This is a genomic window from Aquimarina mycalae (genome assembly GCF_029906345.1).
In the GTDB taxonomy this organism is placed as follows: domain Bacteria; phylum Bacteroidota; class Bacteroidia; order Flavobacteriales; family Flavobacteriaceae; genus Aquimarina.
In genome coordinates this window covers 210,520-225,197 of sequence record NZ_JARYGY010000007.1, presented here as the reverse complement: position 1 = coordinate 225,197, position 14,678 = coordinate 210,520, and the positions used below count along the sequence as shown (strand labels likewise).

The following is a 14,678-nucleotide window of genomic DNA, read 5'->3' as shown; positions in this document are numbered from 1 at the left end:
TGAATCCTCCTATAAAGGTTTAGTCATTCTTTATGCGTTTATATCATCTGTTTATATTTCTTACTGTTGTATTTGTACATAATATTACTGCTCAGGTTGATAATAGTATCCTTATTAACAAAAACGCAGAGGATATACGTTCCCAAATTGAAGCTCTTGATCCTAGTAATGTAGATGAAATTATATCATTAAGCAATATCCTATATAAGACTGCTTTTGATAATGAAGATGCGGTTCATATGATTGAAGCCTTAAAGAATCTAAGTATGGCCAATCTTAATGGAGGGAATAATGATCTTGCCATAGCTTATTTGGATAGCGCGCTTGCTATTGCCAATCAATATGAAGTAGAAAAGAAAACGATTGTTGATCTTATAAAACTAAAAGGAAATCATTACTTCGATATAGAAGAATACGATAAAGCTACAAGCACATATTATGAATCTTTAGAGATAGCTAAGGAGATTGATTATCGATATGCTCTTTGGGCACTACAAACTAATCTAGGTTTTGTAAAACTTCGTTCTGGAGACCCAAGAAGTGCATTAGAAGAACTTAAAATAAGTGATGAAATTTTAGAAAAAGGAGAAGGAGAATTTGCAAAGCACGTGCCTATGCTTAATAAAGCTAGAATTTGCGAAGCGTATATAAAACTAAACTTATTAGATTCTGCACTACAGTATAATGATATAGGTTTATCGCTTACCAAAAAAGTAAAAATAGATAATATTCATATTGATTTATTAATGCATCGAGGGATCATTTACAAAAACAAAAAAGATTATGAAAAAAGCCTCGATTATTTAAATCAAGCAAAAAAACTTTGTTATAGTGCAAATGATATTATTTTTCTGGGAAAAATTCTTAATCTAATTGCATCTTGTAAATTGGAGTTAAAAAAATATGAAGAAAGTATTGATGTTCTTGAAGAATCTTTAGAAATCCTAACAACTAAATATTCGAATTCTGATGAACTCAGTAATTGCTATAAACTACTGGGTCAATCCTACAAAATGAACGGAGATTTAGAGAAATCCAATGAATATTATGAAAAACATATCTTAAGTCTTAGCAAACTCAATAATAAAAAAAGTTCAGCTTCGAGAAAAATTAGAGAATTTACCATGAATGATTATCAAAGTGAAATTGATAGTCTTGAAAACCAAAAAAAGAAGCAAAAAAACAGATCCATTTATTCTCAAATTGGCATGGCTACATTTGGTCTAGGGTTAGTTTTGGTTTTATTCTTTTTTATAAAAGCCAAAAAGAACAATAAAAACAAGTTTGAAGCTTTATTAGCAAAAATTGAAACACAAGAAGCAAATAATCAGTCATCAATTGCAGCTAACGAAAACCTGGAACAAAAGCCAATTATAGATACTAAGGATAAAAAATTAGATTTACAATCCAGTGAATTAGATATCAGTGATGAATTATATGAACAGATTCTTTTAGGTCTAAAAAAAATAGAATCTCAAGAATACTATCTTAAAACAGAATGTAATCTATATAATGTTGCAAAGAAGATCAATACTAATACTTCGTACTTATCAAAAGTAATCAATTCACATTTCAGTAAAAATTTTAATACATATATTAATGATTTAAGAATAAATTACACCATCCTAAGATTAAAAAAGGATTCAAAATTTAGATCTTATTCCATAAAATCAATAGCAGAAGAAGTGGGTTATAAAAGTGCCGATTCTTTTTCTAAATATTTCAAAATTCATACTGGACTACTTCCTTCCTTCTACATAAAAAAGCTGAAATCCAAAAGCTAACCTTCTATCATCTGTGAAAAAATCACCTAAAAATCACCATAAATTTATAAATATAGGGCTTAAGGTCATTTTCTACACAAAAAGCAATAAATCTAAACTAAACAACTTGTAATCAAATAATTAAATTAATAAATACAACCCCTTTTTCTTTAAAATAGGTTTCCTTTCCTTGTTATTACTGTTTTTTTAAAGGTACTTTGATAAAGTAATTATTGAGTACAATCATTGCATCAAACCCTTTACTAATGAAAAAGCAAATTATTTTATTTTCTATTGGAATCATCGCTGGGATTTTGACCTATGCTTTATTCCTTAATAATAAAGTAGAAGATAAATCGAATGCGATACTTAAGGTTTTGCAATCAAATTGTGAATGTGAGCAAATTAAACAATTTCTGTATGTAAAAGGGTTAGCGGTTTCTGGAAATGAAATTTCTACCGAAACTGCCGAATATGAACTAAAAAACTGTAAATATTCTGACGTAAGTAAAGAAGCCACTAGGATAAATCAATTACTAATCAATAAAGTCGAAGGATATAAAGAAATTGACAGATTTACTATGGAATTTGTACAAAGAAATTCTTCAAAATTAATAACAATCAATAACGGAACTATAAATTACTAATCATGATAGCACTTACAAAACTTTTAATCGATCTAATTTTAAGTTACTTTCTAATTATTGTAGAATTTGTAATCAGCATTTTTGCATAATCAAAAACGAACAATCATCATCAAAAAATGAGCACGTACATCATCATATTAGGTAGGCGATTCATCAAAGCCTACCTTCCCATTCATTATAAAACTGTTCCAGGAATGCTTCCATAAAATGATGCCTACTAGCGGCAATTCTTTTACCTGTAGCAGTATTCATTCTATCTTTAAGAAGTAATAATTTCTCGTAGAAATGATTAATTGTTGGAGCTGTAGAATTTTTATACTCTTCTTTGGTCATCGTTAAATTAGGCATTATTTGGGGATCATATAAGGCACGATTCTTAAATCCTCCATAATTAAAACACCTAGCTACTCCAATTGCCCCAATAGCATCTAAACGATCTGCATCCTGGATTACATTCAGTTCTGGTGATGTGAACTTCTGAACTGTATTTCCTCCTTTAAAAGAGATATTTTCTATGATTTGTATCACATGATTGATCACCTTCTTTTCTAGATTTAAGCCTGTTAAAAAGGTTCTGGCGATTTCTGGACCAATCGTTTCATCTCCATTATGAAACTTAGAATCTGCAATATCATGAAGTAACGCACCTAATGAGACTATAAAAAGGTCCACATTTTCGTCCTTAGCTATTAATTTGGCATTATTATATACTCGCAAGATATGAAACCAATCATGTCCTCCTTCAGCATCTTTGAGGGTGTCTTTTACAAAATCTATCGTCTGACTTATGATCTGATCGTTTGTCATACGCTTAAATTTTTATTTAACCAATGCAGGTTGCACCCATTTAAACTCAAATGGTTGTTCTGGAATTACTAATCGTTCACTTATTCTTTGCATTCTAGCTGGCAATTTCATTACAAAATCACGCGCTTTTTCTGCTTCATCGGTAAGATCAACTAATTTATCTATTTCCCATTTATCAATTAAGCGTTGCATAATATCAATATAATCCTGAGAAGTGTATACTCCTAATCGTTGTGCTGCATTAGAAAATTCTTCAAAAGCAGTACCAATAGCATTCCCAGATTCTCTTAGAAAAACTGCTGGCATCACTATCTTATGCCTCATCATATCACTAAATGCAACCATCATTTGGCTAGGATCTACTTCGAATATATTTTTTACAAACTCACTATAAGCATTATAATGACGCATTTCATCACCTGCAATAATCTTACACATTTTAGCCAGTGATTTATTAGAATAACCTTTTGCCAACTTGGCTACTCTACTGTGAGAAATATTTGTAGCAAGTTCTTGAAAACTTGTATATATAAAGTTCTTATAAGGATCTCTATCGGTTCCAATGTCAAAACCATCATTGATTAAATGTTGCGTAGTACGCTCCACCTCTATCATATTCACTCTTCCTGATAAATACAGATATTTGTTTAAGGTATCGCCATGTCGGTTCTCTTCACTTGTCCAATACCTCACCCATCTAGACCAACCATTTCCACCTTGACCTTCATGTTGATTTACTCCTTCTACATCCATCAACCAAGATTCATACGTAGGAAGTGCTTCTTCGGTAATAGTATCTCCTACTAAAACCACCCAAAAATCATATGGAAGTTCCTTAGCTAATTCTCTTAGCTCTTTTACCTCATCAAAGAATGTGTCTTCATTTTGTGAATCAGGTAAAAAATCAGTTGGTTGCCATACCTTGTCTATTGGAATCAAAAATTTATCTATAAAAGATTCAATTTTCTTTTCTAATAATTGCATTACCTCTAATCTTATATTATCTATAGCCATGACTATTTTATTTACTTTTTTATTGTAGAGATTACTCTTTTTTCAGTAATATCAAGTATTTCATCGGTTGTTAAATTCTCTGCAGCTACGGGCTCTTGTACTTCTAAAGTTAGGTGTATTCCTATTCCCATAGGAAAATTACCAAATCGAACTAATTTCCAACTATTATTTATTGTAACAGGAACCACCAACGCATCAGGAGCATTCTTGAACAATATTTTTAATCCAGTATGCGCAAAACGTTTAGGTTGCCCTGTTCTACTTCTCGTTCCTTCGGGATAAATTACTGCAGAAAATTTATGTTCTGCAATGTATTTTCCAAATTTTGATAATGCAGGAATAGATTGTTTTGCATTTTTCCTATCTATTAACACATGTCCTCCATTTCTTAAATTAAAAGAAATACTTGGTATTCCTTTTCCTAATTCAATTTTAGAGATAAATTTTGGCTTATGTTTACGCAAATACCAGGATATCAATGGAACATCAAACATACTTTGATGATTAGAAACAATAATCAAGGAACGATCCAGTGGCAATTTATATTGATTTTTAAAACTAATCCTTACCCCTAACACATGTAAACATCGCAGCAAACAAAGGTTCATTAGATTTATAACTCCTCTATGTCCTTTAGCTCCTCCTAATTGAACACCCAGCCACTGAAATGGGTGAAAAATCAGTAGTGTTAATCCAAAAAATAAATAGAAAACTATTGAAAGCGGATATGAAATTATCCTTTTTAATGCCCCCATAACTTCTCTTGCAATTAATAATTTTGACTTGTGTTATTGTTGTGCAAGGTCTGATATTATTTTTAGTTAGCCAATTGTTTAACACACAAAATTATAATCTCGAAAATAGTTAAGACACAAATTCTGGTGCTCAAATAATATAAAAACAAAAACCGCCTATAATTACAGGCGGTTTATACAATATCTTAAAGAATCACAGATTCTTAACAATGTTCATTGTAGGCATCTTTCAGGTTCTCTGCAATCATATCTGCAGGTCTTCCTTCTATATGATGACGTTCTAACATATGAACTAATTCTCCATTCTTAAAAAGCGCCATCGATGGTGATGAAGGAGGAAAAGGAATCATAAACCCACGTGCTTTATCAGTTGCCTCGCGATCTACTCCAGCAAAAACTGTCACTAGATTATCTGGTTTTTTATCATTCTCAAGAGATGCCTTCGCGCCTGGTCTTGCATTAGCAGCTGCACAACCACATACCGAATTTACAACTACTAATGTTGTTCCTTCTTTTGCTATAGCTGTTTCTACATCTGCTGCTGTTTGTAATTCGTCAAAACCTATATTAGTTAGGTCCTCACGCATTGGTTTTACTAAATCTGCTGGATACATATTTCTTAACTATTTTTTATTTTAAATTTTGATACAAAGATACAAATAATGTACCACTTCTATTGAACTGTCAAGTAGTCGTAAAACATATCCAAAGCCAACTGAAAAATCTTTTTTAGTAACAAATCACAATATTGTTTTACTAATATGATATAAAAGAAATGGTGTCTGATAATTCGATTATCTTTACACCTTTAAAAAATTGCAATAGAATGATTAAATGGATTGCGGCTATATTAGGATATTCTTTCTTTAGATTTCCTGGAGCAATGCTTGGTTTTATACTTGGCAGCTTATTAGATGCCACACGAAGTAAAGGAAAAGGAGGTTTTACCAAGGTATTTACTCAGGAAAAACAAGTAAGTCCAGGTGATTTTGAATTAAACCTCTTATCACTTTCTTCGATTGTAATAAAAGCAGATGGTCGTGTTAATCAAACCGAACTGGATTACGTGCGTCAATATTTTGTAAGTGCGTATGGTAAAGAACGTGCCAATGCTACTTTCAGGACTTTTAATGATATTATAAAAAATAGAGAAATCTCATCTCAACGTATTTGTATGTTTCTTACGCAGCATACTCGTTATGCAGCTAGATTACAAATCCTTCATTTTCTTTTTGGAATTGCCAATGCCGATGGAAATGTAAGTGAAGCCGAAGCTATAGAAATACAGAAAATGGCTGGTTTTATGCGTGTTAATTTTAGTGATTTTGAAAGTATCAAAGCCATGTTCTTTAAAACAGGAGATCACGCCTATAAAATTCTAGAGATCCAAAAAGATGCCACTGATACTGAAGTAAAAAAAGCATATCGAACCATGGTAAAGAAATACCACCCAGACAAAGTTCAGCATATGGATCCAGTACATATTAAAGGTGCCGAAGATAAATTTAAAGAGGTACAGAAAGCATATGAACAAATACAGAAAGAAAGAGGAATGAATTAATGATTCGTTAATTAAAAACACGACGACAGATCATCCTTAAAAACTTCATCGCTGGCATAGTAGCCATAATTTTAAGGTCTTCTAAAAAAGAGGTTTCTTCATCCAGAAATTTAAGAATTTTGGTGGTTTTATTTTTTCTAAACAAGCTTGAAAACAACGCTGCTCCATTTTGATTTTCTTTATATAAAAGATCCAAAAATAATAGATCATAGTACCAAAACTTAGTTCTTTTTCCAAACTCTAATAGATTGTCATTTTTTTTAAGAAATGTGATCAGTTTTTCGGATTTTTTCTTTGTATTATGGAATGTAAAACCAGTACTAGGTTTTGTCCAACCGCCAGCAGTTCCGATATGTAAAACATTTTCAGAGTTGTGTTTTCTAAACTCATAACAAGTCATAGGTATACAACCTTTTTCTTTTTCGGTAATGGTATAATCAGTAATTCCTTTTGTTAGCAGATATTTAGCAATCTCTTTTTCATATTCTTGATCTGTCAGTAGATGTTCAGAAAATAATGTATACTCAAACAACGCTTCTTTTTCCGAAGTTGGTAACACATACATAAATCGCGTATTTCCCTTTTGATCAACTGTAAAATCCATAAAAGTGGCGGTTTTACTATCAAAGAATGGTTCTTTTGTCTCTACAAACCACCCGATAAAATGTTGATTCAATACTGGATATTTTTGTTGGTTTTTATATACATTGGAAAGAAGAACGCTATTAAAAACCTTATTCCCCAAATACAACCTTTGATCTGTTTCAACTTCTACAATATTTCCTTCATCAATAATAGCAATAATACTTTCTCTAACAATTGTAACATTAGATTTTGCTTGCACAGCTGTATGGACAAAATTGTAAAAGTCCTTGCTTCGTATTAACTTATATTGATATGGCGTAATCTTTATATCTTGAGAGAAACGCTGGCTTCCAAAAAAAACTTGACTCCATTCTTTACTAATTATGGAATCCCAAACTCCTTTTTCCTTTTCCCAAAAACACCAAGTACGGTCATTCTGATTCTTTATTTCTTTATCAATTAATAATATCTTCTTTTGATTAAAAAAGGAATCCATCACCATATGATATGCCAACATTAAACCTGATGCACCTGTACCTGTAATAATGTAATCGTATTTCTGCATCTAGAAGAATAAAAATGTAGTAAAAAATATGAATATTGCTATGAAAATATGAATCGAAACCATGTATTGCAATGTTTTAATCACTTTTTGAAATAAAAGGTGCGCAATAAATGCTATTACAAACCACCCAACATAGTTTTGCAAAGGCACTACTCCATTCTTAAATTCCCAAAAATCAAATCTTGGTGCAGAGACTTCAATAATAACATCTAGTGCTACCATTAATATCGCACCAATAAAAGAAGCGACAATAACATTTGTATGTATTTTTTTCGAAATCGCTCCAGTACAGTATACCAACAATGCCCAATTAACTCCTATAATCCATGGAACCCCTAACATTTTGGTTCCTAAATTATCTCCATATTGATATTGTCCAAAAATCAACCCATAATTTACACCCAAATATTCTGTAATCATTCCCATAGTAAATGGAATTAGCAGGCCAATAATTAAACTTTTACGCTTTGTAGAATTCCAAAGAATCAAACCAAGGTACACTAATAAATTAAGTGGTGTTAATGCTAGGAACCAATCTTTATAGCCAATAAGAATACCTATAATCCCTGATACATTAAATAACCAGATAAGTATAATCGAAATGAGTAGTTTTCTTTCTGGACGCATATTTTAAGATTTAAAATCTTTTTTTATCAATTCTGAAACAATTTTCCCAGATAACAAACATAACGGAATTCCACCACCAGGATGCACACTACCGCCACAGAAATAAAGGTTTTTAATGTTTTTAGAAAAATTAGGATGCCTTAAAAAAGCTGCATACTTATTATTGCTACTAGCTCCATATAATGATCCTTGGTGTGATTGCGTATTACTTTCGATACTTCTTGGATCCAATATTTCTTCAGTTTCGATTAAATCCTCAATATTAGATTTTAATAATCCAGATAGCTTTTTGAGGATATTTTTTCTAGCTTGATGAATCATCTCATCCCATTCTTGTCCTTCATTACCTGGGACATTAATCATTACGAACCAGTTTTCACAATCATTGGGAGCATCATTTCGCTCATTTTTTGAAGTGATGTTTATATATACAGTAGGATCACTAGTTATTGATTTTTTTTCAAAAATATAGTCAAACTCTTCTTCATAATTCTTGGAAAAGAAGATATTATGCAGATCCAGTTCTGGAAATTTCTTTTTAATTCCCCAATAAAATATCAATGCTGAACTAGACCTAGGCTGTTGTAATATTTTTTCGGGTGCTTTCTGATCCAATAATAATTTTCTATAAGTTGGAACTACATCCATATTGGATATAATCAGATCAGAAATTACACTATTTCCTTTTGCAACAATACCTACAGCTTCTTTATGTTTCACAATAATTCGATCTACCTTGGTATCAAAATGAAACTTAACCCCTATATCTATAGCCAATTGATATAAACTTTTAGTGATGCTATACATTCCTCCTTTAGGTAAAAAGGTCCCATAATATTGTTCTAAATGAAGAATCATTGACATAATTCCAGGTGTGAGATATGGTGAAGAACCATTATATGTAGCAAATCGATCAAAAAACTGAACTAATCTAACATCCTTAAATTGTGTAGAATTAAGACTATGTAAACTGCCGTGTATTCCTAATTTATGAATCTTGGCAATAGCTTTTATAGTATCAAACGATAGATAGGTAGATAGTTTATGTAATGATTTTTCTAAAAACAAAGATGACGTTGCCTCATATTTCAATCTACTATTCTCAAAATATCGAAGAATCTTAGCTTGACTTACTTCAAACACCTTGACGGCTTCATTTGCAAATTTTTCTACATCAGAAAACGCAGTGAACTTTGTTCCATCTTCATAAAAATAATTACAAATCACTTCCTTCTTTTCATATTCAAAATAATCCAAAATATTCTTATCAGAGAGATAGAACAACTCCTCTATAAATTGAGGCATTGTAAATAGTGAAGGTCCACAATCAAATCGATATCCTTTAGTATGAAACTCTGTTACTTTTCCTCCAGGAGAGCTATTAGTTTCATACACCTGAACATCAAACTGTTGATTTCGTAAACGGATTGCTGTAGCCAGTCCTGCAATTCCAGATCCAATAATTACTGCCTTTTTATTTTGCATACGATTACTGTAAATATAGAATGAAATATGATAAGCTCACTTATAAATACATTATTTGAAGCATTTTTTTATCTATCTTTAATTTTAAACAAATAACCATTTTCTTATTATAATAGATTGAAAGATCAGGAAATCAAAATCAGAACGCTAACATCATTAGATATCCCTCAATTAGCCAGGCTTGCTAACAATGAAAACATCTGGAATAATTTAAGAGATTATATTCCTTATCCTTACGATGAGAATGATGCAGCTTCTTTTATTGATATTACCAAAGCACAACATCCAAAACAAAGTTTTGGAATAGAATTTAAAAATAACCTTTGTGGTGTGATTAGTCTTATCATTCAACAAGATGTTTATAGAAAATCCGCAGAAATAGGATATTGGATAGGCGAACCATATTGGGGAAAAGGAATTGCAACAAAAGCTGTGGAACTAATAACCGCTTATGGATTCGATAAGTTAAATTTGATTAGAATATATGCAGGAGTTTTTGAACACAATATAGCATCCATGAAAACCCTTGAAAAAAATGGTTACAAGAAAGAAGGAATATCTCAAAAAGCATTGATTAAGAACGACCGAATATTAGATGAACATCGATATTATATTCTAAATAAAAATCTTACCTAACATAAAAAACAATGAAAAACCTTATCTATGTTATATTGATTATAGCGCCAATATATATCCAGGCTCAAGATTCTACTAAAGTAGAAACTCCTACAATAATTACTAAACTTAAGGCTGGTAACTCTCTTGATTTTGAATCAAAAAGTATAAAATTCATACAAGTTGTGGAAGATTCTCGTTGTCCGTCTGATGTGACTTGTGTTTGGGCTGGACAAGCGAAAGTATTGATTGGCTTATATGAAAACAATATATTATTAGAAGAAAAAGAAATTGTTATGGGTGCAAAAGCAATTACTCCTACTAATTCGAAAATTTTATTTAAATCTGGTACACAAAGTATTTATGGATACCATCTAAGTCCATACCCTTCTAGTAGTCAAAAAATTGACCCTTCTGATTATTATCTGGAATTACTCGTTAAATAAATGTTACTTAAACAATGAATCTTTGTTTATTTAGTTTCTTTGCTGGATGATTTCTAATAACGCCAAAGCCCATATTTCCTTATTAAGTGTTAATATTATCTACGGTGCAAACTATCTTATTGCTAAAGGATTAATGCCTGATAAAATCGGTGCTTCTGCTTTGGTTTTTCTTAGAATCAGTGGTGCTGGATTGTTATTTCTTATTCTTAAATTTTTTATCCGAGAACAAGTAGAAAAAAAAGACATTCCCAGATTAATCCTTTGTGGATTATTAGGTGTAGCTACGAATCAATTCTTTTCTATGAACGGATTGAGTTTAACCTCTCCTGTTGATGCCGCAATTATAGTAACTGCAATGCCCATATTTACTATAATTATCAGTTATTTTATACTAAAAGAACCTTTAACATTGCAACGGATATTAGGAATAACCATTGGTGGAAGTGGCGCTGTTTTATTAATTTATTTAGGTAATTCGGGATTAGGAACAAGTTCATTAAAAGGAAATATTTTTATTGGGATTAATGCATTAGCCTTTGCTTTCTATTTAGTAATTGTAAAGCCTATGATGACAAAATATCAACCAATTACCGTTATTGTTTGGACTTTTTTATTTGGGTTTGTATTTATGTTCCCTTTTTGTATTGGTCAATTACTAGCAACTGATTTTGGATCGTATGAAACCTCTAACTGGATATCATTATTTTATGTAATTCTTGGTCCAACCTTTCTTGCGTATTTATTGAATATGTTTGCCTTACAATATGTAAAACCTACTGTATCTAGTAGTTACATCTACGTACAACCTGCTGTTGCTATGTTATTGGTTGCAGGAATTACTTATTTTATTGTCAATAGTCAATATCAAGGAGATATTACAATTGCAAAATTACTATGCTGCGTCTTGATTTTTACTGGCGTATATTTGATTAGCACCAATGGTGTATTAAAGAAGAGAAGAAGTACGTAAGTTGTTTTTTATTACATCTATAATCAAACTAAACTACTACTCTAATAACCTGAATATCGTTGTTATGCCCGTATTAATGACAACCACAGCCACCTTTACCACACGAGTCTGATGATTTTTTATTCGAAGTTGACACCTGAGGTTTCCAAAAGAATTTTTTAACCAAAAATCCAATTGCAATTGCAAAAACTAAAAGTACTAATATGTTTTGGATAAGGATATTCATGTCAATTTTGTCGTATAAAAATACAAAAACTTATTCTTTTTATTTTAAAACTTGATAAGCAACCAGTGCTACACTATATGCCAGAACACTCATAAATACAAGTTGGGCCATAGGCCATTTCCAGCTATTTGTTTCTCTTTTTACGATAGCTAACGTACTCATGCATTGCATAGCAAAAGCATAAAACAGTAATAAAGAAATTCCGCTAGCCAAATTAAACAATGGTGCTCCAGTAACAGGGTTTATCTCTGCAGCCATTCTATTTTTAATGGTCTCTTCTTCATCACTTCCTACACTATATATGGTTGCTAAGGTTCCTACAAAAACTTCTCTTGCTGCAAATGAACTTATAATTCCGATCCCTATTTTCCAATCATAACCTAGCGGTGCCACCACAGGTTCAATAGCCTTGCCAGCATATCCAATAAAAGAATATTCTAACTTATAAGAAGCTATCTTTTGATCTAATTCATCTTGCGAAAGATCTATATATTTTTCTGTAACGATCTCTTCTGCATTGGTAAAATTTTCATTAGGACCAAAACTTGCCAAAACCCATAAAACTATCGAAATCGCTAAAATTATTTTTCCAGCTCCAAAAACAAATGCTTTGGTTTTTTCAATTACATTGATCGCAACATTTTTCAGTAAAGGGACTTTATAACCAGGCATTTCGATTACAAAATAGTTTTTGCTTTTTATCTTTAACATCTTATTAAGCAACCAAGCAGATCCAACTGCTGCACCAAAACCTATAAAATACAATAGCATTAGAGTAAGGCTTTGATAACTAAATATCCAACCTACTTTTTCATCAGGTATAACCAAAGCAATAATGATTAAATATACTGGCAATCTTGCAGAACAGGTTGTAAACGGAACCACCAATATGGTTATAAGGCGTTCTTTCCAGTTTTCAATATTTCGGGTCGCCATCACGGCAGGAATTGCGCAAGCTGTTCCAGAAACCAAGGGCACTACACTTTTTCCACTTAGTCCAAATCGTCGCATTACTCTATCCATTAGAAATACAACACGGCTCATATATCCGCTTTCTTCCAGAATAGAAATAAAAAGAAATAAAAATGCTATTTGAGGGATAAAAATTACGATCCCTCCTAATCCAGGTATAATACCTTCTGTTATTAAGTCTACAAATGGCCCAGACGGTAATGTAGATTTGGCAGCCTCACTTAACCAAGCAAAACCTTCATCTATTAAATCCATTGGATATGACGACCAATCATAAATTGCTTGAAAAATAAGTAGCAATATGGCAAAGAAAATAAAATATCCCCAGAATTTGTGGGTTAGTACTCGATCCAATCTGGCTCTCATTCCTGTTGCTGCCTTTTCATCAACTAATAATCCTTTTTTAAGAACTTCGTTAATGAATTGATATCGTTTAATCGCTTCCTTTTGTTGAAATCGTTTCAGTTCACTTTCAGATTTAATCTCAAAATCTGGAGCTATAGAAGGTTTCTTTTTGTCAACCGTTCTAAAATTTACATCCTGTGTAATTACTAACCAAAGCTTATACAATGATTGATTAGGAAATACTTGCTTAAGTTTATCAAAATATTCTGGAGCAAAAGTCAATGCATCAACACATCGTTTTGTTGGTAATGTCTTATAAGAAAGTATGAGTTCTTTAAGTGTATCGAGACCTTGATTCTTTCTGGCACTTACCAAGGCTATTTTAGTATTTAATTCTTCTTCTAGTAAAGGAATATCGAGCGATATCCCTTTACTATCCATACGATCAGCCATATTAATAACCAAAATCGTAGGAATCTCCAAATCCTTAATTTGGGTAAAAAGCAGCAAATTTCTTTTAAGATTTTCGACATCACTTACTACAACCGCAACATCAGGAAAATCTTTATCTTTTTTATTGAGCAGGATTTCTATAACTACATTTTCATCTAATGAAGATGCATTAAGACTATAGGTTCCTGGTAAATCCAGTATATGTGCTTTTACACCACGTGGTAATTTACATACTCCTTCTTTCTTTTCTACAGTAATTCCTGGATAGTTGCCAACTTGTTGATTTAATCCTGTTAGCAAATTAAAAACAGATGTTTTACCTGTATTTGGGTTTCCGATAAGTGAAACTTTAATCTGCTTCGACATAAAAGATAATCTTGTTAAATAATTTCAATCTCAATTTGTGAAGCAATTTCTTTACGAATGGCAAGATGGCTACCATTGATAGTAAGGTACATCGGGCATTGAAACGGTGCCGTTTGTAACAACTGTACTTCATTACCTGGTAAACAACCCATTTCTAATAACTTAAGAGGAATCGCATCTGAAGTAATTTCTTTAATCAATCCGCGCTGGCCTCTTTTGAGATTTGCAATAGTTATTTTCAAGTGCTTATTTAGATTAATTTTAAACAAGGCAAAAGTAATGGAAAAATATTTACTGAGAAAGATATCCTATCGAAAAACTAATAATAAATAGTTAAAAAACAACTATTAATCTTCTAGTTAAAACATCATATCTGGTAAATTTTACAGTTTATAGCCCTGTTCAGAATAGGGTAAACGCCCCAAAATCGGTCCAGAATCTTTGAATTTCAAAGTTTTGGGATACTCATCAATACG

The 14,678-nt window shown here is 31.6% G+C and carries 16 protein-coding genes; 6 read left to right on the top strand and 10 right to left on the bottom strand.

Annotation, left to right across the window (positions count from 1 at the left end; all coding sequences use genetic code 11):
- Positions 1-32: 32 nt before the first annotated feature.
- Both QBK95_RS17455 and QBK95_RS17450 read left to right on the top strand, forming a co-directional pair.
- On the top strand, positions 33-1,784 hold the full coding sequence (locus QBK95_RS17455; protein ID WP_280935839.1) for a tetratricopeptide repeat protein: 1,752 nt from the start codon (positions 33-35) through the stop codon (positions 1,782-1,784).
- Between the two features lie 245 nt (positions 1,785-2,029).
- A complete protein-coding gene (locus QBK95_RS17450) occupies positions 2,030-2,410 on the top strand; it encodes a hypothetical protein (protein WP_280935838.1) in 381 nt (126 codons plus the stop codon).
- Between the two features lie 153 nt (positions 2,411-2,563).
- Here QBK95_RS17450 and QBK95_RS17445 read toward each other — a convergent pair whose 3' ends face one another.
- The 4 genes from QBK95_RS17445 to QBK95_RS17430 form a co-directional block, all read right to left on the bottom strand.
- Positions 2,564-3,217, bottom strand: a complete 654-nt coding sequence (locus tag QBK95_RS17445) for an HD domain-containing protein (protein ID WP_280935837.1) — start codon at positions 3,215-3,217, stop codon at positions 2,564-2,566.
- A 12-nt stretch (positions 3,218-3,229) separates the two neighbouring features.
- Complete coding sequence (locus tag QBK95_RS17440; protein WP_280935836.1) at positions 3,230-4,231, bottom strand: acyl-ACP desaturase; 1,002 nt, start codon at positions 4,229-4,231, stop codon at positions 3,230-3,232.
- 11 nt (positions 4,232-4,242) lie between these two features.
- Entirely contained in the window at positions 4,243-4,986 is a 744-nt protein-coding gene (locus tag QBK95_RS17435) for a lysophospholipid acyltransferase family protein (protein ID WP_280935835.1), read from the bottom strand.
- Positions 4,987-5,189: 203 nt separating this feature from the next.
- A complete protein-coding gene (locus QBK95_RS17430; protein ID WP_280935834.1) occupies positions 5,190-5,600 on the bottom strand; it encodes a BrxA/BrxB family bacilliredoxin in 411 nt (136 codons plus the stop codon).
- 212 nt (positions 5,601-5,812) lie between these two features.
- On the opposite strand from QBK95_RS17430, the gene QBK95_RS17425 reads away from it, so the two are divergent.
- Entirely contained in the window at positions 5,813-6,547 is a 735-nt protein-coding gene (locus tag QBK95_RS17425; protein ID WP_280935833.1) for a TerB family tellurite resistance protein, read from the top strand.
- A 7-nt stretch (positions 6,548-6,554) separates the two neighbouring features.
- Here the strand turns inward: QBK95_RS17425 and QBK95_RS17420 are convergent, their stop codons facing one another.
- The 3 genes from QBK95_RS17420 to crtD are packed head-to-tail and all read right to left on the bottom strand — an operon-like array spanning position 6,555 to position 9,809.
- The gene (locus tag QBK95_RS17420) at positions 6,555-7,697 is read right to left on the bottom strand and encodes a lycopene cyclase family protein (RefSeq protein WP_280935832.1); all 1,143 of its coding nucleotides are present in this window, start codon (positions 7,695-7,697) and stop codon (positions 6,555-6,557) included.
- The gene (locus tag QBK95_RS17415; RefSeq protein WP_280935831.1) at positions 7,698-8,324 is read right to left on the bottom strand and encodes a carotenoid biosynthesis protein; all 627 of its coding nucleotides are present in this window, start codon (positions 8,322-8,324) and stop codon (positions 7,698-7,700) included. It abuts the gene before it with no gap.
- Between the two features lie 3 nt (positions 8,325-8,327).
- Entirely contained in the window at positions 8,328-9,809 is a 1,482-nt protein-coding gene (crtD, locus tag QBK95_RS17410; protein WP_280935830.1) for a 1-hydroxycarotenoid 3,4-desaturase CrtD, read from the bottom strand.
- 117 nt (positions 9,810-9,926) lie between these two features.
- Here crtD and QBK95_RS17405 point away from each other — a divergent pair, with 117 nt between their 5' ends.
- Genes QBK95_RS17405 through QBK95_RS17395 form a run of 3 tightly spaced genes read left to right on the top strand, consistent with a single transcriptional unit; the run spans position 9,927 to position 11,840 of the window.
- On the top strand, positions 9,927-10,445 hold the full coding sequence (locus QBK95_RS17405; protein WP_280935829.1) for a GNAT family N-acetyltransferase: 519 nt from the start codon (positions 9,927-9,929) through the stop codon (positions 10,443-10,445).
- Positions 10,446-10,456: 11 nt separating this feature from the next.
- A complete protein-coding gene (locus tag QBK95_RS17400; RefSeq protein ID WP_280935828.1) occupies positions 10,457-10,870 on the top strand; it encodes a hypothetical protein in 414 nt (137 codons plus the stop codon).
- A gap of 46 nt (positions 10,871-10,916) precedes the next feature.
- Positions 10,917-11,840, top strand: coding sequence for a DMT family transporter (locus QBK95_RS17395; protein ID WP_280935827.1), 924 nt, complete (start codon positions 10,917-10,919; stop codon positions 11,838-11,840).
- 73 nt (positions 11,841-11,913) lie between these two features.
- Here the strand turns inward: QBK95_RS17395 and QBK95_RS22985 are convergent, their stop codons facing one another.
- Genes QBK95_RS22985 through QBK95_RS17385 form a run of 3 tightly spaced genes read right to left on the bottom strand, consistent with a single transcriptional unit; the run spans position 11,914 to position 14,444 of the window.
- Complete coding sequence (locus QBK95_RS22985) at positions 11,914-12,066, bottom strand: FeoB-associated Cys-rich membrane protein (protein WP_508093695.1); 153 nt, start codon at positions 12,064-12,066, stop codon at positions 11,914-11,916.
- A 39-nt stretch (positions 12,067-12,105) separates the two neighbouring features.
- On the bottom strand, positions 12,106-14,202 hold the full coding sequence (gene feoB, locus QBK95_RS17390) for a ferrous iron transport protein B (RefSeq protein WP_280935826.1): 2,097 nt from the start codon (positions 14,200-14,202) through the stop codon (positions 12,106-12,108).
- A gap of 14 nt (positions 14,203-14,216) precedes the next feature.
- On the bottom strand, positions 14,217-14,444 hold the full coding sequence (locus tag QBK95_RS17385) for a FeoA family protein (protein WP_280935825.1): 228 nt from the start codon (positions 14,442-14,444) through the stop codon (positions 14,217-14,219).
- Between the last annotated feature and the right edge of the window lie 234 nt (positions 14,445-14,678).

Coding starts and splice junctions, on each gene's coding strand:
- QBK95_RS17445 (WP_280935837.1), bottom strand. CDS start 3,217: ATGACAAACGATCAGATCATAAGTCAGACGATAGATTTTGTAAAAGAC.
- crtD (WP_280935830.1), bottom strand. CDS start 9,809: ATGCAAAATAAAAAGGCAGTAATTATTGGATCTGGAATTGCAGGACTG.
- feoB (WP_280935826.1), bottom strand. CDS start 14,202: ATGTCGAAGCAGATTAAAGTTTCACTTATCGGAAACCCAAATACAGGT.
- QBK95_RS17435 (WP_280935835.1), bottom strand. CDS start 4,986: ATGGGGGCATTAAAAAGGATAATTTCATATCCGCTTTCAATAGTTTTC.
- QBK95_RS17420 (WP_280935832.1), bottom strand. CDS start 7,697: ATGCAGAAATACGATTACATTATTACAGGTACAGGTGCATCAGGTTTA.
- QBK95_RS17440 (WP_280935836.1), bottom strand. CDS start 4,231: ATGGCTATAGATAATATAAGATTAGAGGTAATGCAATTATTAGAAAAG.
- QBK95_RS17450 (WP_280935838.1), top strand. CDS start 2,030: ATGAAAAAGCAAATTATTTTATTTTCTATTGGAATCATCGCTGGGATT.
- QBK95_RS17415 (WP_280935831.1), bottom strand. CDS start 8,324: ATGCGTCCAGAAAGAAAACTACTCATTTCGATTATACTTATCTGGTTA.
- QBK95_RS17400 (WP_280935828.1), top strand. CDS start 10,457: ATGAAAAACCTTATCTATGTTATATTGATTATAGCGCCAATATATATC.
- QBK95_RS17425 (WP_280935833.1), top strand. CDS start 5,813: ATGATTAAATGGATTGCGGCTATATTAGGATATTCTTTCTTTAGATTT.
- QBK95_RS17455 (WP_280935839.1), top strand. CDS start 33: ATGCGTTTATATCATCTGTTTATATTTCTTACTGTTGTATTTGTACAT.
- QBK95_RS17395 (WP_280935827.1), top strand. CDS start 10,917: ATGATTTCTAATAACGCCAAAGCCCATATTTCCTTATTAAGTGTTAAT.
- QBK95_RS22985 (WP_508093695.1), bottom strand. CDS start 12,066: ATGAATATCCTTATCCAAAACATATTAGTACTTTTAGTTTTTGCAATT.
- QBK95_RS17430 (WP_280935834.1), bottom strand. CDS start 5,600: ATGTATCCAGCAGATTTAGTAAAACCAATGCGTGAGGACCTAACTAAT.